Consider the following 24,929-nt stretch of genomic DNA (forward strand, 5'->3'; position numbering starts at 1 on the left):
CGCATTGATGCGCACCTGGAGATCAACCCGGTCCGCTCACCGAATGCCTTCTCACCAGCGTCGGGCTAAACATATTGGTCACTTCTGGCATTTCCGTGCCGTTGGCTAACGCCAGCGCCAGCTGCGCCGCCTGCTGCGCCATGGTGACAATCGGGTAACGCACCGTGGTCAAACGTGGACGCACATAGCGTGACACCAGCACATCATCAAAACCAATCAGCGACATCTCTTCAGGCACGCGAATGCCGTTATCACTCAACACCGCCAGTGCGCCAGCCGCCATGGAGTCGTTGTAACAGGCCACCGCTGTGAACTGCTTACCGCGCCCCAGCAATTCCGTCATCGCTTGTTCACCCCCGACTTCGTCCGGCTCGCCCCACGCCACTAAGCGGTCGTTGGACGGTAAGCCGTGCTCTTTCAACGCGTCGTAGTAACCTTGCAGGCGGTCTTCGGAGTCAGAAATAGGGTGGGTCGAGCAGATAAAGGCGATTTGCGTATGACCTTGCTGAATCAGATGGCGCGTTGCCAGCCAGGCACCGTAACGGTCATCCAGCGCGATGCAGCGCGATTCAAAGCCTTTCAGCAGTCGGTTGAGCAGCACCATGCCCGGCACTTGCTTCATCAGCACTTCCAGGTCGGCATCAGGAATTTTCTTGGCGTGTACTACCAGCGCATCGCAGCGATGACGCATCAGTTGCTCAATCGCCTGACGCTCTTTTTGCTCAATGTGGTAACCGTTACCAATCAGCAGGAAGTTGCCGGTGGCACCGGCGACTTCATCGACCGCTTTCACCATCGCGCCGAAAAACGGGTCGGAAACGTCACCCACCACCAGACCGAGGGTTTCGGTGGATTGCTGTGCCAGCGCACGCGCATTGGCGTTCGGGTGATACTGCAACTGCTCCATTGCCTGGGTCACGGCGAGACGTGAACTCTCGCTGGCTTTGGGCGAATTATTGATGACGCGGGAAACGGTCGCGACCGATACCCCAGCCATGCGGGCAACATCCTTAATGGTAGCCATGCGGTTACTTGCATCCGGGAAAACGTTTACACATCCCATCAGTGTTACGGAAAACAGTACCTGTAGCAACCCGCGAGAATGCCAGCGCTGTCGCAAAAGTGCGGAAAATCAGGCGCTCACAGCCAGACTTCAGCGCGTCAGGGCGGCATGGTATGCTGCCAGCACGATTCAGACCTGTCTGCCGGACCCAATAACCATGAAAACACGCGTGCCACACCTGGCGCACTGGGGCGCATTTACTGCCGTCACGGAAAACGACCGCCTGATTGGCTGTGAACCCTTTTTTGCTGACGCCGATCCGTCGCCGATGCTCAACACCATCCCGGAACTGGTCTACTCGGATAAGCGTATCCGCCAGCCATTGGTACGTCGTTCATGGCTAAAGTCGCGTGAGAATAGCGATCGCACGCTGCGTGGACGTGAAGATTTTGTCGCCGTGGATTGGGATACCGCACTGGATCTGGTGGCAGAAGAGAATCGCCGCGTGCGCGATCGCTACGGCGCATCGGGTATTTTCAACGGTTCTTATGGCTGGTCTTCGGCGGGACGCGTTAACCATGCGCGCACCCTGATCCGTCGTTTCTACTTCCAGGGCGGCGGCGGGGTGGATCAGCAGGGCAACTATAGCTGGGGCGCCGCGCAGTTCTTCCTGCCTTACGTAATTGGCACCTATATGCCGCTCACCGGCCGCGTCACCGACTGGCCGAGCGTGGTGGAACATGCCGACATCTTTATCGCCTTCGGTGGTCTGGCGCTGAAAAATGCCCAGGTGGCGTCGGGCGGTGCCGGACAGCACAGCCTGAAACCGGCGCTGGAGCAACTCAGCGCCAAAGGCACGCCGATCATCAACATCAGCCCAATGCGCGATGACTGCCCGGCGTTTGTGAATGCCGAGTGGATTCCGATTCGCCCGAATACCGATGTGGCATTGATGCTGGCGCTTGGCTTCGAAATCACCCGCCGCAATGCGCTGGACGAAAGTTTCCTCGCCAGCCATTGCACCGGCTGGCCGCAGTTACGTGAATATCTGCTGGGCGAAAGCGACGGCATCGCCAAAACGCCGGCGTGGGCGAGTGCCATCACCGGCATTCCGGCGGCGCGTATCGCGTTACTGGCAAAGCAGCTGATTGGCAAACGCAGCTTTATCACCTGTTCTTACTCGGTACAGCGCGCCCATCGCGGTGAGCAGCCGTACTGGATGATGATTGCGCTCTCCTCGATGCTCGGTCAGCCGGGCTTACCGGGCGGCGGCTTCTCCTTTGGTCACGGGTCGATGAACAGCGTCGGCAATCCGCGTCAGGAAGGGCCCGCGCCGATGATGAGCACCGGGCCGAATCCCGGCAACTTCTCGATTCCGGTCGCGCGCATCAGCGATATGTTGCTCAATCCCGGCCAGCCTTACCATTTCCAGGGCGAAACCCTGCACTATCCCGATATCCATCTGGTGCACTGGGCTGGCGGTAATCCGTTCCACCACCATCAGCAGCTTAACCGCCTGGTGGAAGGCTGGCAGCGCCCGGATACCGTTATCGTGCAGGATATCGTCTGGACCCCGGCGGCGCAGATGGCGGATATCGTGTTACCCGCCACCACCACGCTGGAGCGCAACGACATCGGCGGATCTTCACGCGATCGCTTTGTGTTTGCGATGCATCAGGCGGTGAAACCGCAGCATCAGGCGCGTCATGACTTCGATATCTTTGCGGATATCGCCGATCGACTTGGCTACCGCGAGGTGTTCACCGAAGGGCGCAACGAGATGCAGTGGATTGAGCACCTGTATCAGCAGTGTGCGGAGGCGCACGCGCGTAAAGATATTCACTTCCCGGAGTTTGGTGAATTCTGGGAGCGTGGTTTCGTTGAGATCCCGGAAGGCGGCAAGCCTTATGTGTTTATGGATGATTTCCGCGCTAACCCGATTGCGCATCCGATCCAGACCGCCAGCGGCAAAATCGAGTTGTTCTGCCAGACCATTGCCGATTATCAGTTGGAAGATTTTGCCGGACACCCGGAGTGGCGCGAGCCACAGGAGTGGTTGGGCGCGCCGCTGAGCGAAGATTTCCCGCTGCATATGATCTCGATTCAGCCCTCGGATCGACTGCACAGCCAGATGGACGCCACCGCCACGGTGCAGGCGAATAAAACTGCCGGGCGCGAAACCTTATATATGCATCCACAGGACGCTGAGGCTCGCCAAATCGTCGATGGCGATGAGATTGAAGTCAGTAACGCACGTGGCCGCATGCTGGCCGGTGTGCGTCTCACTGATGGCTTAACGCCGGGAGTGGTGATCATCGCCACCGGCGCCTGGTTTGATCCCGGATTCGGCCGCACCTGGCAGCCGTGGGACCGTGCCGGTAACCCCAATGTACTGACGCTGGATATCGGCACCTCGTCACTGACGCAAGGCCCTAACGCCATGAGTTGCCTGGTGGAAATCAAAAAACACCTGATGTGAATGGGGTGCTAACAATCTCACTGCTGGTTACATTTTGCGGGTAACTGTTGCGTTTGAGAGATGGAGAACCGTCATGCCACCTTGCTACAGTCAGGGTCCCAGAGGTATTGATGGGTGAACATCAAAAAGTTTTCTTGATTACACCGACCTGCGCAGATGCGCAGGTTTTTTTTGCCTGTCGTTCCCGCTAACGAACTGAAACACAGTTTTCCTGTCAACTCGCTTTACCTTTCTTTATAACTGCGGATAACAAGCTTGAAAAAACTGTTTATTGCAGCGGAATGCTATGCCCCGTATAAAAAAACTTCTGGGAAAAGACCAGATCAAAGCCCCATTTAACCCGTTTCGTTTTCGCCTGATTTGTCTGGGTGTCTTCAGCTGCATGGTGTTGCTGCTGATCTTCGTCGGTGACCTGCAACTGATTAAGCATCCGATGCTGGAGCACGAGGCCGATCAGCGTTCACTGCGCACCGTCACCTTGCCCACCAACCGTGGCACCTTACTGGATCGTGATGGCCAGGCACTGGCACTGAGCGTACCGGCGCGCGATATCATCGCCGACCCGATGCGCGTGCTGGAAGCCAATCCCGACTTTACCAACGCCAAATGGACCTATCTTGCCTCGGCGCTGAACTTACGTCCGGAAGAGTTGCGTGAGCAGATCACCGCGAACCCGAAAAAACGCTTTCTCTATCTTGGCCGTAAAATCGAACTGGGCATCGCCAAAGACATCGCCGAACTGCACCTGAAGGGCATCAGCTCGGTATACAACGACAGCCGCTTCTATCCAATGAGTGAAGCCGCTGCGCCGTTGATTGGCATTGTCGGTGCTGACAGCAATGGCCTGAACGGTCTGGAGAAAGGTTTCGACCACGTGCTGCAAGGCGAGCCGGGCAAAGAGGTTTATCGTCAGGACAAAGAGGGTAATATCGTGGCGATGCTGGATTACGAGCCGCCGAAGCAGCCGCCAACGGTACAGCTGAGTATTGATAAGTTTGACCAGTTCACCCTCTACAGCAAACTGCGCGATGGCGTGTTGCTGAATAAAGCGGATTCCGGTGCGGCAGTGCTGATCAAGATTGATACGGGCGAGATCCTGGCGATGGCTTCCTATCCTTCGTTCAACCCCAACAACTTCGATAACGCCACGCCTGCACAGATGCGCAACACGGCGATCAATGACAGCTACGAACCCGGGTCAACGGTGAAACCGCTGGTGGTTATGGAAGGGCTGGAGCGTCATCTGGTGCGTGCCGACTCGGTGATCGATACCACACCCTACAGCGTTAACGGCCACTTGATTCGTGACGTCGGCCACTGGCCGCGCCTGACCATGACGGGCATTTTGCAGAAATCGAGTGATATCGGCGTATCGCACATTGCGCTGGCGATGCCTGCTGAAGCGCTGGTGAACACCTATCAGGCGTTTGGCCTGGGTAAGCCGACCGGACTCGGGTTAACCGGCGAGAGCGTGGGCTACTTCCCGCTGCACCGTGAACGCTGGGCGGATATTGAACGCGCCACCTTTGCCTTTGGCTACGGCCTGCGCGTCACACCGCTGCAAATCGCCCGTGAATACGCCACGCTTGGTTCTTACGGCGTATATCGTCCACTGTCGATCACCAAAGTGACACCGCCGGTGTTGGGCAAGCAGGTGGCCGATCCGCAAATCGTGCAAACCGTGGTGCACATGCTGGAGAGTGACGTATTGCCTGGCGGTACCGGCGTCAAAGCCGCTGTGCCGGGTTACCGCCTGGCGACCAAAACCGGTACCGCAGAGAAAATGGGCACCAGCGGGAAGTACGATGGCGGTTACGTTAACTACACCGCCGGTATTGCTCCTGCCAGCCATCCTGAGGTGGCGCTGGTGGTGATGGTCAACCATCCGACAGCGGGCGATCACTTTGGTGGTTCGGTAGCGGCGCCGATTTTCGGCAGCATTATGGGGCCGGTGTTGAAGCATATGAACATTGCGCCTGACGCCATTTACAGCAAACCGACTTCGGATAAATCTTAGTAAAATCAGGATGTAACTGCCGTGAGGTGCTTTTCACACCTCGTTGCATTTCGCCGAACTCCGTTGCGATTTGCGGCTGTTTTCTCACACCACTTTCGGCGACGATAAAAGTCCCAGAGGTATTGATTGGTGTGAAGATCGGCTGCTGCGGCAGCAATACCTGTCTTCAGGTATTCACCCTGTTCGGTTGCACCGACCCACGCGGATGCGTGGGTTTTTTTTGCCTGAAATTCAGCACTCAGCGAACTCGCTCACACCTCTTGTCTGAGTCTTAACACTTCCCCGCCAACATAAAAATATCTTGCCGTGTAACCTGTATGTAACGCACCGCGATGCCGCATTCCATTTCGGTTCGCCAGCCCCTTGCCGTGTTGGTAGCGCGGCTTTGGGGCGTTTTTTATTGCCATTCGTTGAGGTGTGACCCGATGCCAAAAACCAAAGACCGAACGCCAAAAGGCGAGGGCCGCTCCACGGCGTTTCAGTTACGCATTCATCCGGAGTTGCATGATCAACTGCGCGAAGTCACCGAAGATGAAAACATCACGCTATCGTGCTGGTTGAAAGATTTGGCGCGTCGCGAACTGCGCCGTCGCGGGATCGAGCCGAAAGGGTAAATCTGTTGCTCTGCATGGCGGTAAAAAAACCGCAAAAAGCTAATTTTCACAGCCATTTATGGCACGAAAGGTTTACCATTTTCCTTTGGAAAATATATTTTACGCAACCTTAACAACCGCCTTATCACTCCCTCCCTACAATGATTTTTTGCATGTCATCACATCAGTGACTATCCCTCCTTTCATCCAGAGAAAAATTATGCGCCTGAAACTTCTTTCTGCCAGCGTGGTGTTTTTACTGGCAGCCTGTGACCAGGGCGGAGCAAAGCCCGCTGCATCCGCGACACCCCAGGTGGGTGTCATCGCCCTAAAATCTGAGCCCGTTACGTTGGTGACACAACTGCCTGGCCGCACCACGGCGGTCCGCACCGCACAGGTGCGCCCACAAGTCAGCGGCGTGATCCAGAAAATCCTGTTTACCGAAGGCGGCGAAGTGAAAGCGGGTCAGCCGCTCTATCAGATCGATCCGGCGACCTATAAAGCCGCTTACGACAAAGCGATGGCGACCTGGCAAAACGATGCCATGGTGGCAAAACGCTATCAGCCGCTGGCGTCCGCACACGCCATCAGCCAGCAGACTTACGACGATGCCGTTGCGGCAGAGCGTGAAGCACAGGCCGATGTGGAAACCGCTAAGGTCAATCTTGATTACACACTGGTGAAGGCGCCAATCTCCGGACATATCAGCCGTTCGCTGTATACCGCCGGTGCGCTGGTGACCAACGGCCAGACCGACTATCTCGCCACCATCACCCAGCTTGATCCGATCTATGTTGATGTCAGTGAGTCATCCACCGACCTGCTGCGTCTGCGCCGTGCCTTAGCCGACGGCAAGATCGCCAAAGTGGATGACAACACCGCGGCGGTCGGACTCTCTCTGGAAGACAACAGCCAGTATGGCCAGCAGGGCAAACTGGCGTTCTCGGAAGTGAACGTCGACACCGCCACCGGCACCGTGGTGCTGCGTGCGGTGTTCCCGAACCCGCATAATGAACTGCTGCCAGGCATGTACGTACACGCCAGCTTCCCGCAGGGCATTCAGCAGCAGGGGATTCTGGTGCCGCAGGAGTCGATCATGCATGACACCAAAGGCCAGCCGTATGTGTACGTGGTGAAAAGCGATAACACCATTGAGCAGCGCAGCATTCACACCGGCGAGATGATCAAAGGTGAATGGCTGGTGACCGCCGGCCTGAGCGAAGGTGAAAACGTGGTGGTGAACAATCTGCAAAGTGTGCGTGCCGGGGCGAAAGTCACCACCACCGCCGCCAACACCCATGACACGCCATCTGCCAACGCTGTCAGTCTGTCGATGACCGACGCAGCAGCGCAATAGGGGGCGGCATGTCGAAGTTTTTTATTGAACGTCCCATCTTTGCCTGGGTTATCGCGATTATCGTGATGCTGGTGGGCGGGATTGCGGCCATCAGTTTGCCGGTCAATCAGTATCCCAATATCTCCCCACCTGCGGTGTCGATCTCGGTGACTTATCCGGGGGCCAGCGCCGAAACCACCCAGAACACCGTGGTGCAGGTGATTGAGCAGCAGTTGAACGGGTTGGATGGCTTGCGCTATCTGGAATCCAGCAGTGCCTCGGACGGCAGTGCGCAGATCATCGCCACCTTTAACCAGGGCATCAATCCGGATATCGCCCAGGTGCAGGTACAGGACCGCGTCTCGCTGGCGGAATCGCAGTTGCCAACCGACGTGACCCAGCAAGGGATCCGCATCCGTAAGTACCAAAAGAACTTCATGATGGTCATCGGGCTGATCTCTAAAGACGGCAAGCTGAGCAACGGCGATCTCGCGGATATGCTGGTGTCGAAGCTGGAAGATCCGATCTCGCGTACGCCAGGCGTCGGTGACTTTATGGTACTGGGTTCGGAATATGCCATGCGCATCTGGCTCGATCCCGCCAAACTGTACAAGTACAACCTGATGCCGAGTGATGTCACCACCGCCATTGACAACCAGAACGTGCAGGTGTCGTCCGGTTCACTCGGCGGGTTACCGACCATTCAGGGCGCCAAAACGCAGGCCACGGTACTGGGGAAAACTCGCTTCACCACGGTGCAGCAGTTTGAAAATGTGCTGTTGAAAGTGAATAGCGATGGCTCACAGGTGCGTTTGAAAGATGTTGCCAGCGTGGCGCTCGGTCCGCAGAGCTACGGCATTGACGCCACCATGAACGGCAAACCGGCCGCCGGTATTGCATTGCGTCTGGCCACCGGGGCGAATGAACTGGATACCGCTAAAGCGGTGCGCCAGACCATAGCCGATCTCAAAGACTCACTGCCGGATAATGTTGAAATTCAGTATCCGTATGACACTTCGCCAGTGGTCAGCGCTTCGATTGAAGAAGTGGTGAAAACGCTGATCGAAGCGGTGGTGCTGGTGTTCTTCGTCATGCTGCTGTTCCTGCAAAACCTGCGCGCCACCCTGATTACTACCCTGGTGGTGCCGGTGGTGTTGCTCGGTACTTTCGGCATCCTGTCGGCCTTCGGTTACAGCATCAACACCCTGACCATGTTCGGTATGGTGCTGGCGATAGGGCTGTTGGTGGATGATGCCATCGTGGTGGTGGAGAACGTCGAGCGTGTGATGCACGAAGAACATCTCGATCCGAAAACCGCCACCATCAAGTCGATGCAGCAGATACAGGGCGCACTGTTTGGTATTGCGCTGGTGCTGTCAGCGGTGCTGCTGCCAATGGCGTTCTTCTCCGGCTCGACCGGGGTGATTTATCGCCAGTTCTCGATCACCATTGTGTCGGCGATGGCGCTGTCGGTGATCATGGCGCTGATCTTTACCCCTGCACTCTGTGCCACCCTGCTCAAACCTTCGGCGGCGGAGCACAAGACCACCGGTTTTGCTGGCTGGTTTAACCGTAAGTTTGATAGCGGCGCGATGCACTACACGCGCGGCGTTAACAACGTTATTTCCCGTCGCGGCCTGTTCCTGGTGATCTACCTGGTGATCGTCGGCGTGACGGGCTTTTTGTTCACGCGTGTGCCCACCACGTTCCTGCCTGCAGAAGATCAGGGCTTGATGATGGTGCAGATGACGCTGCCGGTGAACTCCTCTTCACAGCGTACGCAGCAGGTGATCAACGATCTCAATGACTACCTGCAGAAGAATGAAACCTCAGTGGTCACCACCACCTTTGGCGTGGCGGGCTTTAACTTTGCCGGTCGCGGCCAGAGTAACGCCATGGCCTTCGTGCGCCTGAAGGATTGGGGCGATCGTACCCACAGCGGGCAAAGCGTGCAGGATCTGGCGAACCGGGTGATGGCGCATTTTGCCAACTACAAAAACGCCAAAATCTTCGCCATGGTGCCGCCTGCGGTGATGGAGCTGGGTAACGCCACTGGCTTCGATCTCTATCTCCAGGATACGGGCGCGCACACCCATCAGCAGATGATGGATGCCACGCACCAGTTAATCGATCTGGCCGACAAAGATCCGCATCTGGCGCAGGTGCGCATGAACGGACTGGAAGATGAGCCGCAGTATCAGCTGGAGATCAATGACGAGAAGGCCAGCGCGCTGGGCCTGAGCATGACCGACATCAACAACACGCTGTCAGTGGCGTGGGGTTCCAGCTATATCGATCAGTTTATGTATAACGGCCGTGTGAAAGAGGTTTACCTGATGGGTAAAGCCGATTCACGCGTCACGCCATCCGATCTCGATAAATGGTACTTCCGCAACAGCAGCGGCACCATGGTGCCCTTCTCCGCCTTCGCCAGCGGCAAATGGGTTTACGGCTCGCCACACTTCGAACGCTTTAACGGCCTGACCTCTGAAGAGATCCTCGGATCGCCTGCGGCAGGGCAGAGCACCGGTGAAGCGATGAAAGCCGTGGAACAGTTGGCGAAGCAGTTGCCAAAAGGATTCCGCGTGCAGTGGTACGGCATTTCCTATGAAGAGCAGGCGTCCGGCAACCAGACTACCCAGCTGTATCTGATCTCGATTCTGGTGGTGTTCCTGTGTCTGGCCGCGCTGTATGAGAGCTGGTCGATTCCGTTCTCAGTGATCATGGTGGTGCCGCTCGGCATTCTCGGGACTATTAGTGCCGTACTGCTGCGCGGCTTGCAGAACGACGTATTCTTCCAGGTGGGCTTACTCACCACGGTGGGACTGGCGGCGAAGAACGCCATCCTGATTGTGGAATTCGCCAAAGAGTTGCACGAACGGGAAGGCAAAACGCTGGTTGAGGCGGCGGTGGAAGCGGCCAGGTTGCGTATCCGCCCGATTATCATGACCTCGATGGCGTTTATTCTCGGCGTGCTGCCGCTGACTATCTCTAACGGCGCAGGCGCAGGTAGCCAGCACTCGATTGGTACGGCGGTAGCAGGCGGGATGATCACCGCCACCTTCCTCGCCATCTTCTTTGTTCCGATGTTTTACGTGGTGGTTTCGCAGTTCTTCGCCCGCAAGAAAAAAGCATCTGCAGAGGTGACAACGCATGAACACTAAAACTTTCCGTATGGCGCTGCTGCCGCTGGCCATGGCGCTGGCGGGCTGTACGCTGGCACCCCACTATCAGCGCCCCGCAATGCCGGTAGACGCGAAGTACGATCAGCCCACGCCGGTGGGCAACGTGGCGGATCTGCCGTGGCAGAACTTCTTCACTGACGCCACGATGCGCAATCTGATTCAGCTGTCACTCGACAACAACCGTGACCTGCGCGTCGCGGCGCTAAATGTCGAAGAGGCACAGCAGAGCGTCACGGTGCAGCGTGCGGCGTTAATGCCGTCAATCAATGCTACCGCCAGCCAGACCTCGGCGCATGAACCGGCCAACCTCTATAACACCAAGACCAGCGGTGCGGTGACCTATCACGAGTTGAACGCCGGTCTGGGCGTCACCTCGTGGGAGCTGGACTTCTTTGGTCGTTTACAGAGCTTGCGTGATGAAGCGCAGGAAACCTATCTGTCCACCGCCGCGACCGAACGCGCCACGCGCATCTCGCTGATTTCGGAGGTGGCCACCGCCTGGCTGACCTTGAGTTCGGATAACGATCTGCTGCATCTGGCGCAAAATACCGCCAAAAGTCAGCAAGAGTCGTATCGTCTGACGCAACTCAGCTACAACGGCGGGGCCAGTAGCGATCAGGATCTGGCGCAGGCAGAGAGCACGGTGCGGGCTGCGCAGGCGGATGTGGCAAGCTATACGCGTCAGGTACGTCAGGATGTGGACGCACTGCGCTTGCTGGTGGGCACCGATCTGCCCGCTACCTTGTTGTCCCACGCGACGCTGGACGTCAACTGGCAGTTCCCGGCCACGCCAGCGGGCTTGCCATCTGATCTGTTGACGCGTCGTCCGGATATCATGGCCGCAGAACATAGCCTGAAAGCGGCGAATGCCAACATTGGCGCAGCGCGCGCGGCGTTCTTCCCGAGCATCACGCTGACCGCTTCTGGGGGATCGACCAGCAGTTCGCTCGGCAGTTTGCTGGGCGGCGGAACCGGTGCCTGGTCCTTTGTGCCGTCGATCAATCTGCCGATCTTTGACGGCGGCAAAAACGAGGCTAATCTCAACATCGCGCACATCGAGAAACGCATTGAAATTGCTGACTATGAGAAAGCGATTCAAACCGCGTTCAAAGAGGTGAATGATGCGCTGGCCGGTCAGGATACCTGGCAGGATCAGCTGACAGCGCTGCAACAGGAGGTTGGTGCTAATCAACGCGATTACGACTATTCCGAAATGCGCTTTAAGCAAGGCGTAGACAATTATCTCAATGTATTAGTGGCCCAGCGATCGCTTTACAGTTCGCAGCAGTCGTTAATCAGTGCACATCTGGGCCAGTTGAGCGAGAAAATCACCTTGTATAAAGCCTTAGGAGGCGGTTGGAAGGCCTGAGTGCCTTAACGTTACCCTTACGGTTTCTCCATGGAAATTCCATGGCACTTCAGCTGATAATACAAGCAGTGATGATTTCCTTTGAAATAATCCCCTGTCAGTGCAGGGGATTTTCCTTTTTCCTGTTTATCTGAAGAGTCCGATGACAATTAATTCCCCTGGCAAATCGCGTTTCCACTGGCTGAAATGGCTACTCATTTTACTTGTTGTGTTAATCGTGGCTGGCGTGATTTGGCGCGTTGTCGGCGGCCATGGCGGTGCGCCGGGCGGCATGCCACCAGGAGGCGGAAAAGGCGGTCATCGCGGGGGCGCAGGTGGACCTCCGGGCATGGCGATGATGGGCGGCAGTGCCACGCTGGTGCACAGTGGCGTGGCCACGACGGCCAACGTGCCGGTGTATCTCAATGCGCTGGGCACGGTGATCCCCAATGCCAGCGTTACCGTGACCAGCCGCGTAGCGGGTCAACTGGAAAAAGTGTTCTTTACCGAAGGGCAAAAAGTCGAGGCTGGACAGCTGCTGGCGCAGATCGATCCACGTAGCTATCAGGCGACACTGGCGCAGTATCAGGGCGACCTTAATCAGAACCAGGCATTGCTGAAAAGCGCCGAGTTGACGCTGGCCCGCTACAAAAAACTGGCGGCCCAGGACTCGTTGTCACGCCAGGATCTCGACACGCAAACGGCCACCGTTGGGCAGTACAAAGGCGCAGTGGCAGCCGATCAGGCGCAGATCGCCAGTGCGAAGCTGGATATTGAGTATGCGCGCATCACTTCACCAGTCAGCGGCCGTGTCGGCCTGCGTTTGGTTGATCCGGGCAACATGGTGCAAACCACCGACACCACCGGCATTGTGGTGGTGACGCAGATGCAGCCCGCAGCCGTGACCTTCAGCGTGCCGCAGAGCAATATCGCGCAGCTCACCAAAGCGCTGCATAACGGGCAGAGTTTACCGGCGGTGGCTTTTGATCAGGACAATAGCACCCAGCTGGCTCAAGGCAGCGTGCAGTTCATTAGCAACCAGATCGATACCAGCACCGGCACCATCGAGCTAAAAGCCACTTTCCCGAATAAAGATGAGTCGCTGTTTGCCAATCAGTTTGTCAACCTGCGCCTGCAAACCAACATTCTGAATAACGCCACGGTGATCCCGGCGCAGGCGCTGCAACTGAGCAGCGACGGCAGCTTTGTGTTTGTGATCAATCAAGACAACACCGTGACGCGCAAAGCCGTGACCACCGGCCCGGCGTTTGGTGAAGATCAGCAGTCGATCCTAAAAGGTGTCGAGCCGGGCGAGCGTCTTGTTACCGAAGGCATCGATCGCCTGACCAACGGCAGTAAAGTCTCTCTGGCCGATGACAGCAAAACTGCCACAGCGGCCAAAAAATGAATCCGTCACGTCTGTTTATCCAGCGTCCCGTCGCCACCATCTTGCTGATGGTCGGCGTGCTGATTTCCGGGATCTTTGCCTATAAATTCCTCTCCACCTCGGCGCTGCCGCAGGTGGATTATCCGACCATTCAGGTCACCACCCTGTATCCCGGGGCCAGCCCGGATGTGATGGCATCGTCTGTGACCTCACCGCTGGAACGCCAGCTGGGGCAGATGGCCGGTTTAAGCCAGATGACCTCCACCAGCTCCGGTGGCTCCTCGATCATCACGCTAAAATTCAGCCTCGATCTGTCGCTGGATGTCGCCGAGCAGGAAGTGCAGGCGGCGATCAATGCCGCCAACAACCTGCTGCCGAGCGATCTGCCCAATCCGCCGACCTATAAAAAGGTCAACCCGGCGGATACGGCGGTGATTACGCTGGCGGCCAGCTCGGATAACCTGCCGCTGACGCAGGTGCAGGATCTGGTGAACACCCGCGTGGCGCTGAAGCTGTCGCAGATTAACGGCGTCGGCATGGTGACATTGGCAGGTGGTCATCAGCCGGCTATCCGCGTGCAGATGGACCCGAAAGCGCTGGCGGCACACAAGCTGTCGCTGGAAGACGTGAATACGTTGATCAGCAACAGCAACGTCAATGGCTCAAAAGGCGGCTTCGATGGCAAATACCATTCGGTGACCATCGATGCCAACGATCAGCTGCGCACCGCCGATGAGTACGGCAATCTGATCATCACCTATCAGAACGGTGCTGCACTGCGCCTGAAAGATATCGCGCACATCGAACAGGGGCCGGAGAACAGCTTCCAGTCGGCTTGGGCCAATAACAGCCCGGCGATTGTGATCAGCGTGCAACGCCAGCCTGGTGCCAACGTGATTCAGGTGGTGGACAGCATCAAAGCGCAGCTGCCAACCCTGCAGGCCGCGTTGCCCGATGGCGTGAAGATGAGCATCTTGTCGGATCGCACCCAAACCATCCGTGCATCCATCAGCGACGTGCAGTTTGAGCTGATGCTGTCGGTGGCGCTGGTGGTGATGGTCACCTTCCTGTTCCTGCGCAATGTGGCGGCGACGCTGATTCCAAGCGTGGCGGTGCCGCTGTCACTGATTGGCACTTTCGGCGTGATGTATCTGGCCGATTTCAGCCTGAATAACCTGTCGCTGATGGCGCTGACCATCGCCACCGGCTTCGTCATCGATGATGCGATTGTGGTAGTGGAGAACATTTCGCGTCGGCTGGAAGAGGGCGAAACGCCGATGCAGGCGGCGCTGAAAGGCTCGCAGCAGATCGGCTTCACCATCATCTCGCTGACCTTCTCGCTGATTGCAGTACTGATTCCGCTGCTGTTTATGGGCGATGTGGTAGGGCGCTTGTTCCGCGAGTTCGCCATTACGCTGGCGGTGTCGATTCTGGTGTCGATGGTGGTGTCACTGACGCTAACGCCAATGCTGTGCGCTTACCTGTTGCAGCATATCCCGGAAGAGAAGCAGTCGCGCTTCTCGCGCAAGGGCGGGCAAATTTTCGATAAGCTGGTGCGTGGCTATGACCGTCTTCTGACCGTGGTGCTGAACCATCAGAAGTTGACGTTACTGGTGGCGCTGGCGACCTTTGCGCTGACAGCGCTGCTGTATATCGCCATCCCGAAAGGCTTCTTCCCGACACAGGATACCGGACTGATCCAGGGTGTCACCGTGGCGTCGCAGGATGTGTCATTTAGCGAGATGTCGAAGCGTCAGCAGGCGCTGGCAAAAGTGATTCTGCAGAACCCGTCGGTGGATAGCCTCTCTTCCACCATCGGGATTGACGGCAGCAACACCAGCCTCAACAGTGGCCGTATCCAAATCAATCTGATGTCGTTTGATGAGCGAGATGACAAAGCCGATGTGGTGATCAAGCAGCTGCATCAGGAGGCGGAGCAGGTGGCGGGCATTCAGCTCTATCTGCAACCGGCGCAGGATTTGACGGTCAACGATCAGGTCACGCCGAGCCAGTATCAGTTCACGCTGGATGACGCAGACAGTGAAAACCTGGTGAGCTGGACGCCGAAGATGGTGGCGGCTTTGCAGCAGCGCCCGGAATTTAACGGCGTGGTGAGTAACCTGCAGGATCAGGGCCGTGTCGCCTATGTCGAACTGAACCGCGACAAAGCCGCGCGCTACGGCATTACCGCCTCGGATGTGGATACGGCGCTGTACAACAGCTTCGGTCAGCGTCTGGTTTCCACCATCTTTACCCAGGCTAACCAGTATCGCGTAGTGCTGGAAGTGGCACCGCAGTATCAGCAGTCTCCGGCGTCGTTTGATGATGTTTATCTGCCGGTGAGCAGCAGTTCCAGCACATCAACCAGCAGCAGTTCGGGCAGCACATCCAGCAGCAGCTCAACCACCAGTTCCGACAGCGACACCACTACCGGGATGGTGAAACTGACCTCGATTGCCACCATTCACCAGCGCACCGGTTCACTGATGCATATGCGTCTGAATCAGTTCCCGGCGGTGATGGTGTCGTTCAATCTCAACAGCGGTTATTCGCTGGAGGATGGGCAGAAGGCGATTGCCGAAGTGACGCAGCAGCTGGATCTGCCATCCAGCATTACGCTGCGCTATCAGGGGGAAACCTCGGCATTCCAGAGCGCGACCGGTAACACGCTGTGGCTGATTCTGGCCGCACTGATCACCATGTATGTGGTGTTGGGCATCCTGTATGAGAGCTTTATTCATCCGGTGACGATTCTCTCGACGCTGCCATCAGCGGCGGTGGGCGCACTGTTGACGCTGTTGCTGGCGGGCAGTGAATTCAGTTTGATTGCCTTAATCGGGGTGATCCTGCTGATCGGTATCGTGAAGAAGAACGCGATTATGATGATCGACTTCGCGCTGGAGGCCGAAAACAAGCAGGGCATGAGCGCGCGTGATGCGATTCATCAGGCCTGCTTGCTGCGCTTCCGTCCGATTCTGATGACCACCATGGCGGCGCTGCTCGGTGCACTGCCGCTGATGCTGGCTTCGGGCTCGGGTGCGGAGCTGCGTCAACCGCTCGGTCTGGTGATCGTCGGGGGGTTGATTGTCAGCCAGGTGCTGACGCTGTTCTCCACGCCGGTGATTTATCTGTGGTTCGATGGCATTGCGCAGCGCGGCAAGCGCTATATGCAGCGTAAACAGCAGCAGGCGCGGAGCGAGTAATGAACCTCACCAGACTCTTTATCTTTCGCCCGGTCACCACGTTGCTGTTAACGTTGTCGATCATGCTGCTCGGTTTGCTGGGTTATCGGCTGTTGCCGGTGGCCCCGCTGCCGCAGGTGGATTTCCCGACCATTATGGTCAGCGCCAGCTTAGCCGGTGCCAGCCCGGAGACCATGGCGGCCACGGTGGCGACGCCGCTGGAGCGCTCGCTGGGGCAGATCGCCGGCGTCACCGAAATGACTTCGACCAGTTCGCAGGGCTCCACCAGCGTGATTTTGCAGTTTGATCTCGACCGCGACATCAACGGCGCGGCGCGCGATGTGCAGGCGGCGATCAACGCCGCGCGCAGTCTGCTGCCGAGCGCGATGGAATCACTGCCGACCTATCGCAAAGCTAACCCGTCCGATGCACCGATTGTGATGCTGGCGTTGACCTCCGCCACGCGCACGCCGGGTGAGCTCTACGACCTGGCCGAGAGCAAAATTGAGCAGGCGATGGGGCAGGTCAAGGGCGTGGGCGAAGTGTCACTAATGGGCAGCGCCTTGCCCGCCGTGCGTATCGATCTGCAACCGCTCAAGCTGGCGCAATACGGCATCTCGCTGGACACGGTGCGTGAAGCCATCGCCAACAGCACCACCAACAAACCCAAAGGCATTCTGCAGGGTAGCCAGCAATCATGGGTGGTGGACAGCAACGGTCAGTTAGATAAAGCGGCGCAGTATCAGGATCTGATCGTCAGCTATAAAGACGGCAAAGCGGTACGTCTGCACGATGTCGCCACCGTCTACGATTCGGTGGAAGATCAGTACCAGGCCGGTTTCCTTAACTCGCAGCCGTCGGTGATGGTGGGCATTAAGCGCCAGGCCGGCGCCAATATGCTCGACACCATTGATGCCATCAAAGCGCAGTTGCCAGCGCTGGAAAAAGATCTGCCCGCAGATACCCAGCTGAAGGTGGTGGTTGACCGTTCGCCGACGGTGCGTGAATCTTTGTATGACACCGAAGAGACGCTGCTGATCGCCATGCTGTTGGTAATCGCGGTGGTGTTTGTGTTCCTGCGTAACGTGCAGGCGGTGGTGATCCCGGCGCTGGCACTGCCGGTGTCGTTGATTGGCACCTGTGCAGTGATGTATCTGCTGGGCTACAGCCTCGATAACCTTTCGCTGATGGCACTGATCATCGCCACCGGATTTGTCGTCGATGATGCCATCGTGGTGCTGGAGAACATCACGCGCCATATCGAAGAAGGTTTGAGTCCGCTGCGGGCGGCGCTAAAAGGCGCGCAGGAAGTGAGTTTCACTGTGCTGTCGATGACCATGTCGCTGGTGGCGGTGTTTATCCCAATCCTGCTGATGGGCAGTATTGTCGGTCGTCTGTTCCGCGAGTTTGCGGTGACGCTCACCGTCTCGCTGTTGATCTCGATGTTTGTCTCGCTGAGCCTGACGCCGATGCTGTGCGCGCGTCTGCTGAAGCCAAAACCGAAAGTCAGCAAGCGCCCGCATCCGCTATATCAGTTTATCGAAAACCAGCTGAATGCTTTGCTGGCAGCCTACTCGCGTGGTCTGGCGTGGGTGATGGCGCACCAGAAGATCACCATGTTCAGCCTGGTGCTGACGGTGTTGCTCAACCTGTTTCTGTTCACCGTGGTGCAGAAGGGCTTCTTCCCCAATCAGGATACCGGCCTGCTGATGGGCGCACTGCGCGCCGATCAAAACATCTCGTTCCAGGCGATGAAGCCGAAGATGCTGGAGTTCACCAAGATCATCCAGTCCGATCCCGCAGTGGACAGCGTGATGTCGTCGATGGGTAGCGGCATGTTTGGCTCGCGCAATAGCGCCAACTTCTTTGTGCGTCTTAAAGACTTTAGCGATCGCGATGCCACGGCCACCAAAGTCGCCAATCGACTGAGCCTGAAGACCAGCCATATCGCCGGGGCGCAGATGTTCCTGATGGCGGCGCAGGATCTGCATATCGGTGGGCGCAGTGCCAATGCTACCTATCAATACAGCTTGCAGGCCGACGATCTGGATGTGCTGCGCGAGTGGACGCCGAAAGTGCAGGCCGCGCTGGCGGCGATCCCACAGCTCAACAGCGTGGACTCCGATTCGCAAACCGGCGGCCAGGAAGTGGTGATCAATATCGATCGCGACCGCGCGCAACGCCTCGGCGTGAATGTGCAGATGCTGGATACCATGCTGAACAACGCCTTTAGCCAGCGCCAGGTGGCGACGCTGTATCACACGCTGAATCAGTATCATGTGGTGATGTCGTTGCAGGACAGCTACACGCGCGATCCGGAGATTTTGAAAGAACTATATGTGATCAACGACAGCGGCGATCGTGTGCCGCTCTCCGCTTTCGCCAGCTTCAAAGGCGGTAACGCGCCGCTGTCGGTGGCGCATCAGGGGCAGTCGGCCACCAGCACCGTTGCCTTTAACCTGAATGATGGTGTGTCACTGGAGCAGGCGCAGGCGCTGATTAAACAGGCGATGGCGCAGCTCGGCCTGCCGTCCACCATTCAGGCCGGATTTGCCGGCACCGCAGCTGCCTTTGCGCAGCTGACCGCCACCATGCCGTGGCTGATTATTGCCGCGCTGGCGGCGGTGTATATCGTGCTGGGCGTGCTGTATGAGAGCTACATCCATCCCATCACCATTCTTTCGACACTGCCATCGGCGGGGGTTGGCGCGCTGCTGCTGCTGCTGCTCACCAATACCCAACTGACGGTGATTGCCCTGATCGGCATCATTCTGCTAATCGGCATCGTGAAGAAGAACGCCATCATGATGATCGACTTTGCAATCCACGCTGAGCGCACGCAAGGCATGTCGCCGAAACAGGCGATTACGCAGGCCTGTTTAATGCGCTTCCGTCCGATCATGATGACCACGCTGGCAGCCTTCTTTGGTGCTTTGCCGCTGGCATTAGGCAGCGGCGGTGATGCGGATTTACGCAGCCCGCTCGGCATCGCGATTGCTGGTGGTTTGGCGCTGAGCCAGTTGTTAACCCTGTTTACCACGCCGGTTGTTTATCTCTGGCTCGATAGTTTAAGCCGTGCCACCAAACGTCAGTGGCAGCGGATGCGTCATGTGGAATCCTGATCGATGAAAAATGTTCTGAAATTTACCCCGATGGTAGTGGCACTGTTGCTGGCGGGTTGTGCGGTGGGGCCGGATTATCAGCGCCCCACCATGGCGATGCCGACGCATTTTAAAGAAGCCAAAGGCTGGCAGCAGGCCACGCCGCAGGATGAGCAGAGTAAAGGTGACTGGTGGTCGGTGTATCACGATGCCACGCTGGATAGCCTGTTGCGTCAGGTGAGCATCTCCAACCAAAACGTGGCGAGCTATGCCGCGCAGTACCGTGAAGCGCAGGCGCTGACCTCGCAGTCACGCGCGGCACTGTTCCCGTCGGTAAGCTACGACGCCAGCAGTACGCGCAGCGGTAGTCGCGCCAGCACCACCGGGCAGCGCAGCGTCAGCAACGCGCATGCCGCCGATCTCAGCGCCAGCTGGGAGCTGGATTTGTGGGGCAAACTGCGCCGTACGCTGGAAGAGAACAAAGCCAGCGCGCAGGCGAGTAAGGCCGAACTGGCGAATATCACCCTAAGTGCCCAATCGGAGCTGGCGCAGGATTACTTCCAGCTGCGCATCCTCGACGAAAAAATTGCTCTGTATCAGCGCAGTATCGATGCCTATCAGCGCTATTTAACGGTGATTCAGAACAAGTACTCGGCGGGCAGCGAATCACGCGCCACGCTGGCACAGGCGCAGATGCAGCTGGAGAGCGCGCGCGCCTCAGCACAGGATTATCAGTGGCAGCGCGCGCAGTCGGAACACGCCATTGCGCTGTTGCTGGGCCGTGCACCGGCTGATTTCTCGCTGCCAGTGGCGAAGCTGGATGCCACGCTGCCAGCCATCCCTAACAGCCTGCCTTCTGCGTTGCTGCAGCGTCGTCCGGATATTGCTTATGCCGAACGTAACGTGGCAGCGGCCAATGCGGCGGTGGGCGTAGCGATTGCCGGCTACTATCCCGATCTGACGTTAAGTGCCACGGGCGGCGTGAGCTCATCGGCCATCAACAGTCTGTTCTCACTGCCAAATCGCGTCTGGTCATTAGGGCCGGAGTTAAGCGGCACGCTGCTGGACTTCGGTGCCACCTCAGCCAAAGTGGAGCAGGCCCGCGCCGCCTATGACGCCAGCGTGGCGGATTATCGCCAGTCGGTGCTGACGGCGATGGGTGAAGTAGAAGATTATCTGGTGCAGCTGAATACGCTGAAGGGTGAGATAGCTTCACAGCAGCTGGCGACCAGCGCTGCACAGGAGTCAGCACGCGTGACGCGTAATCAGTATGATGCCGGGATGATTGATTACCTTGATGTGGCGACCACAGAAAACAGCAGTCTGAGCGAGCAGCAGAGCTTACTGTCATTGCAGAGCACCCAGTGGGTGAGCAGCGTTGAGTTGATCGCTGCGCTAGGCGGTGGTTGGCAGGGATAAGTGTTATTCGTTCTGGCAGGGATGAGTTTTAGCAGCATAGATGAAGGTTGTCTGGCAGTTTAGAACAGCTGAGTTTGATTCTGTTGTGGGCTTTTTTGGCGCGCGGATGGGCCATAGCCCCTCTGCGCCAGCACCTGCTAATCATCCCAGCCTGCGTCAGCACCTGTTTATCATCCCAGTCTACCCAGCCTTGTTTCCCCCTCAGACTGCGCATCACCAGCTACGCCAGTGCAGCCCAGTCTGCATTAGCACTGAGCAGCATTTCACAATAAACAGCACCCCAACGGCACATTTTTACAGACTACACACCACACCCACCTCAATTCCTCACCATAAATCACCGCGCCACTTGTCGAAAATCGCCAGATCCTGCAAGGTAAGCGCCATATTTTAACGCTGCTAAGGAGCTGGCATGCTATTCACTGTTCTGCGATTCCTGTTTCGCCTGTTATGGCGGGTGGAACTGCGTGGCGATCTCACCGCACTGCACAAAGAAAAAGTGCTGATCACCCCTAACCATATGTCATTCCTTGATGGCATTTTGGTGGCGCTGTTTTTGCCGATTAAACCGGTGTTCGCCGTCTACTCCTCGATCAGCGATCAATGGTTTATGCGGCTCCTGAAGCCGATTATCGACTTCGTGCCGCTCGATCCCACTAAACCGATGTCGATCAAACATCTGGTTCGCATGATCAATGAGGGGCGTCCGGTGGTGATCTTCCCGGAAGGACGTATCACCGTGACCGGATCGCTGATGAAAATCTACAGCGGGGCGGGCTTTGTCGCGGCGAAATCGGGTGCGACCGTGGTGCCCATGCGCATTGAAGGCGCGGAATATACGCCGTTTGGCAGACTGGCAGGGGTATTTAAACGTCGCCTGTTCCCACGTATTACCCTGAGCGTATTGCCTGCTACCGTCATACCGATGCCGGAAGCCAAACGCGCGCGCGATCGTCGCGTATTGGCGGGTGAGCACTTACATCATGTGATGATGGAAGCGCGTATGGCGGTGCGTCCACGGGAAACGCTCTTTGAAGCCTTTCTCAATGCACGCCAGCGTTATGGCCTGACTAAACCTTGCATCGAAGACATCAACTTCAAGCCGGACAGCTACACCGGGCTGCTGAAAAAATCGCTCGGCATCGGCCGTATTCTTGAGCGCTACAGCCAGCAGGGGGAATACGTTGGTCTGCTGCTGCCCAATGCCACCGTCACGGCGGCGGCGATCCTCGGGGCGTCACTGCGCGGGCGTATCCCGGCGATGCTCAACTACACCGCGGGCGTCAATGGCATGCGTGCAGCGCTCACCGCTTCACAGGTCAAAACCGTGTTCACCTCGCGCCAGTTCCTTGAGAAAGGCAACCTGGAGCACCTGCCGCAGGGCTTAACGGAAGTCCAGTGGATCTACCTCGAAGATCTGAAAGATACCGTCACACTGAAAGACAAGTTGTGGATTCTGACGCACTTACTGATGCCGCGTCGCGCACAGGTCAGGCAGCAGCCGGAAGATGCCGCGATGGTGCTGTTCACTTCGGGTTCGGAAGGCAATCCCAAAGGCGTGGTGCACTCGCACAAAAGCCTGCTGGCTAACGTTGAACAGATTCGCACCGTGGCGGATTTCACCCCGCGCGATCGCTTTATGTCGGCGCTGCCGCTGTTCCATGCTTTCGGCCTCACGGTGGGCTTGTTTACGCCGCTGCTGACCGGCGCACAGGTGTTCCTCTATCCGAGCCCGCTGCATTACCGCATCGTGCCCGAACTGGTGTATGACCGTAACTGCACCGTGCTGTTTGGGACGTCGACTTTCCTCGGCAACTATGCGCGCTTTGCCAATCCGTATGATTTTGCACGCCTGCGCTATGTGGTAGCGGGTGCAGAGAAGTTGCAGGAAGGCACGCGCCAAATCTACGCCGAGAAGTACGGCATTCGTATTCTTGAAGGCTACGGCGTCACCGAGTGTGCACCAGTGGTGGCAATCAACGTGCCGATGGCGGCGAAAACCCACACCGTGGGCCGTATCCTGCCGGGCATGGATTCACGTTTGATCTCCGTGCCGGGTATTGAGCAGGGCGGTCGTCTGCAACTGCGTGGTCCGAACATCATGAACGGTTATCTGCGCGTCGAGAATCCTGGCGTGCTGGAGAAACCAGTAGCCGATAACGGTGAAGGCGAGATGGAAGCCGGTTGGTACGATACCGGCGACATTGTTAGCTTTGATGAAGGTGGCTTCTGTCAGATTCAGGGCCGTGCCAAACGCTTCGCCAAAATTGCCGGTGAGATGGTGTCACTGGAAAGCGTCGAACAGATCGCTTTGAAAGCCTCGGGCGAGAAGCAGCATGCCGCGTCACTGCGCCCTGACGGTCATCGCGGTGAAGCCTTAGTGTTGTTCACTACTGACGGCGAACTGGGGCGTGAGCAACTGCTTAAAGCCGCCCGCGATATCGGTGCGCCAGAATTGGCTGTGCCGCGTGACATTCGCTTTATGAAACAGCTGCCGCTGCTGGGTAGCGGTAAACCAGACTACGTCAGCCTGAAACAGCTGGCCGAAGAGGATCAAGCATGAGTCAGGCGGTTAATCCCGATTCACCGTTACTGTCACGCAATATGATGGCGGTGATTGTGGCGCAGTTTTTCTCCGCGTTTGGCGATAACGCGCTGCTGTTTGCCACGCTGGCGGTGCTGAAAAGTCAGCTCTATCCCGACTGGAGCCAGCCGATTCTGCAGATGATGTTTGTAGCCACTTACATTCTTCTGGCACCGTTTGTCGGGCAGATGGCTGACAGCTTTGCTAAAGGCCGGGTGATGATGTTCGCCAACAGCCTCAAGCTGCTGGGTGCACTGGTTATCTGTTTTGGCTTCAATCCATTCCTTGGCTATACGCTGGTGGGTATTGGTGCGGCATCCTACTCGCCTGCTAAGTACGGCATCCTCACCGAGATCACCAGCGGTGAACGACTGGTGAAGGCCAACGGTCTGATGGAGTCCTCTACCATTGCTGCCATCCTGTTGGGTTCAGTGGCGGGCGGTATTCTGGCGGACTGGAATCTGCTGGCCGCGCTGATTGTGTGTGCACTCACTTACGCGTTGGCAGTGGTGGCGAATATCTTTATTCCTAAGCTGTTGGCGGCACGACCGGGTCAGAGCTGGCAGTTTGGTGCCATGTTCCGCAGTTTCAAAGATTCCGCTTTGCTGTTGTGGCGTAACGGCGAGACGCGTTTTTCCCTGCTCGGCACCAGCATGTTTTGGGGCGCGGGGGTTACGCTGCGTTTCCTGCTGGTGCTGTGGGTGCCCGTGGCGCTCGGTATTACCGACAATAAAACGCCCACCACGTTAAATGCCATGGTGGCGATCGGGATTGTGATTGGCGCTGCCGCGGCGGCGAAACTGGTGACGCTGCAAACCGTGCGCCGCTGCATGCCCGCCGGGATATTAATCGGCGTGATGGTGGTGGTGTTCTCACTGCAAACCACCTTGCTGAATGCCTATCTGGTACTGATGGTGTTGGGTGCGCTCGGTGGCTTCTTCGTGGTGCCGCTTAATGCGCTGTTGCAGGAGCGCGGCAAAGAGTCGGTGGGCGCGGGTAATGCGATTGCCGTGCAGAACTTCGGTGAAAACATCGCGATGTTGGTGATGCTGGCGCTGTACACCATCGCTGTTAAGTTGGGTGCACCTGCAGTGGCAACCGGTATCGGGTTCGGTGGGATTTTTGCTGTGGCGATTGCGTTGCTGTGGTGGAAATCGCGCCGTTAAGGCGGTGCGTTGAAAAACCAGGTCGCCAGCAATGGCGACCATAGATCCGAAATGCGCGCATTCGGGTGCACACAATCAAAAACCGCGTCATACGCCTGTAGGGTGTGCATCCAGGCACATCGGGCCAAA

13 protein-coding genes, 1 tRNA gene and 1 pseudogene are annotated in these 24,929 nt (G+C 57.4%); 13 read left to right on the forward strand and 2 right to left on the reverse strand.

All coding sequences use genetic code 11. From position 1 onward, the window contains the following. Nucleotides 1-22: 22 nt before the first annotated feature. Entirely contained in the window at nucleotides 23-1,024 is a 1,002-nt protein-coding gene (galR, locus tag RT340_RS02705) for an HTH-type transcriptional regulator GalR (protein WP_034823157.1), read from the reverse strand. A gap of 196 nt (nucleotides 1,025-1,220) precedes the next feature. On the opposite strand from galR, the gene RT340_RS02710 reads away from it, so the two are divergent. Together RT340_RS02710 and RT340_RS22570 are read left to right on the forward strand one after the other, a co-directional pair. Further along, the gene (locus tag RT340_RS02710; RefSeq protein WP_313373917.1) at nucleotides 1,221-3,482 is read left to right on the forward strand and encodes a molybdopterin-dependent oxidoreductase; all 2,262 of its coding nucleotides are present in this window, start codon (nucleotides 1,221-1,223) and stop codon (nucleotides 3,480-3,482) included. Between the two features lie 433 nt (nucleotides 3,483-3,915). Further along, a pseudogene (locus RT340_RS22570) lies at nucleotides 3,916-4,359 on the forward strand (peptidoglycan synthase); the annotation flags it as partial. A gap of 556 nt (nucleotides 4,360-4,915) precedes the next feature. On the opposite strand, the gene RT340_RS02720 reads toward RT340_RS22570, so the two are convergent. Further along, nucleotides 4,916-5,028 (reverse strand) — tRNA-OTHER (locus RT340_RS02720). An 81-nt stretch (nucleotides 5,029-5,109) separates the two neighbouring features. On the opposite strand from RT340_RS02720, the gene RT340_RS02725 reads away from it, so the two are divergent. The 11 genes from RT340_RS02725 to lplT all read left to right on the forward strand — a co-directional run bounded on the left by RT340_RS02725 (nucleotide 5,110) and on the right by lplT (nucleotide 24,800). Next, entirely contained in the window at nucleotides 5,110-5,499 is a 390-nt protein-coding gene (locus RT340_RS02725) for a penicillin-binding transpeptidase domain-containing protein (RefSeq protein ID WP_153012330.1), read from the forward strand. Nucleotides 5,500-5,924: 425 nt separating this feature from the next. After that, complete coding sequence (locus RT340_RS02730; protein ID WP_058961818.1) at nucleotides 5,925-6,113, forward strand: hypothetical protein; 189 nt, start codon at nucleotides 5,925-5,927, stop codon at nucleotides 6,111-6,113. A 199-nt stretch (nucleotides 6,114-6,312) separates the two neighbouring features. Continuing rightward, complete coding sequence (locus tag RT340_RS02735; RefSeq protein ID WP_283215640.1) at nucleotides 6,313-7,449, forward strand: efflux RND transporter periplasmic adaptor subunit; 1,137 nt, start codon at nucleotides 6,313-6,315, stop codon at nucleotides 7,447-7,449. A gap of 8 nt (nucleotides 7,450-7,457) precedes the next feature. After that, entirely contained in the window at nucleotides 7,458-10,592 is a 3,135-nt protein-coding gene (locus RT340_RS02740; RefSeq protein ID WP_313373924.1) for an efflux RND transporter permease subunit, read from the forward strand. Then, on the forward strand, nucleotides 10,582-11,982 hold the full coding sequence (locus RT340_RS02745) for an efflux transporter outer membrane subunit (RefSeq protein WP_313373926.1): 1,401 nt from the start codon (nucleotides 10,582-10,584) through the stop codon (nucleotides 11,980-11,982). Before RT340_RS02740 ends, RT340_RS02745 begins: the two co-directional genes overlap by 11 nt. A gap of 142 nt (nucleotides 11,983-12,124) precedes the next feature. Further along, nucleotides 12,125-13,369, forward strand: coding sequence for an MdtA/MuxA family multidrug efflux RND transporter periplasmic adaptor subunit (locus RT340_RS02750; protein WP_211729282.1), 1,245 nt, complete (start codon nucleotides 12,125-12,127; stop codon nucleotides 13,367-13,369). After that, the gene (locus RT340_RS02755; protein ID WP_313373929.1) at nucleotides 13,366-16,551 is read left to right on the forward strand and encodes a multidrug efflux RND transporter permease subunit; all 3,186 of its coding nucleotides are present in this window, start codon (nucleotides 13,366-13,368) and stop codon (nucleotides 16,549-16,551) included. The genes RT340_RS02750 and RT340_RS02755 overlap by 4 nt, the downstream gene beginning before the upstream one ends. After that, the gene (locus RT340_RS02760; protein WP_313373931.1) at nucleotides 16,551-19,652 is read left to right on the forward strand and encodes an efflux RND transporter permease subunit; all 3,102 of its coding nucleotides are present in this window, start codon (nucleotides 16,551-16,553) and stop codon (nucleotides 19,650-19,652) included. The genes RT340_RS02755 and RT340_RS02760 overlap by 1 nt, the downstream gene beginning before the upstream one ends. Nucleotides 19,653-19,655: 3 nt before the next feature. Then, nucleotides 19,656-21,050, forward strand: coding sequence for an efflux transporter outer membrane subunit (locus RT340_RS02765; protein WP_283215644.1), 1,395 nt, complete (start codon nucleotides 19,656-19,658; stop codon nucleotides 21,048-21,050). A gap of 412 nt (nucleotides 21,051-21,462) precedes the next feature. Further along, on the forward strand, nucleotides 21,463-23,613 hold the full coding sequence (aas, locus tag RT340_RS02770; RefSeq protein WP_313373934.1) for a bifunctional acyl-ACP--phospholipid O-acyltransferase/long-chain-fatty-acid--ACP ligase: 2,151 nt from the start codon (nucleotides 21,463-21,465) through the stop codon (nucleotides 23,611-23,613). After that, nucleotides 23,610-24,800, forward strand: coding sequence for a lysophospholipid transporter LplT (gene lplT / locus RT340_RS02775; protein WP_313373936.1), 1,191 nt, complete (start codon nucleotides 23,610-23,612; stop codon nucleotides 24,798-24,800). Before aas ends, lplT begins: the two co-directional genes overlap by 4 nt. Nucleotides 24,801-24,929 lie beyond the last annotated feature (129 nt).

The sequence above is a fragment of the Pantoea sp. CTOTU50773 genome (assembly GCF_032082325.1).
GTDB lineage: Bacteria > Pseudomonadota > Gammaproteobacteria > Enterobacterales > Enterobacteriaceae > Pantoea > Pantoea communis.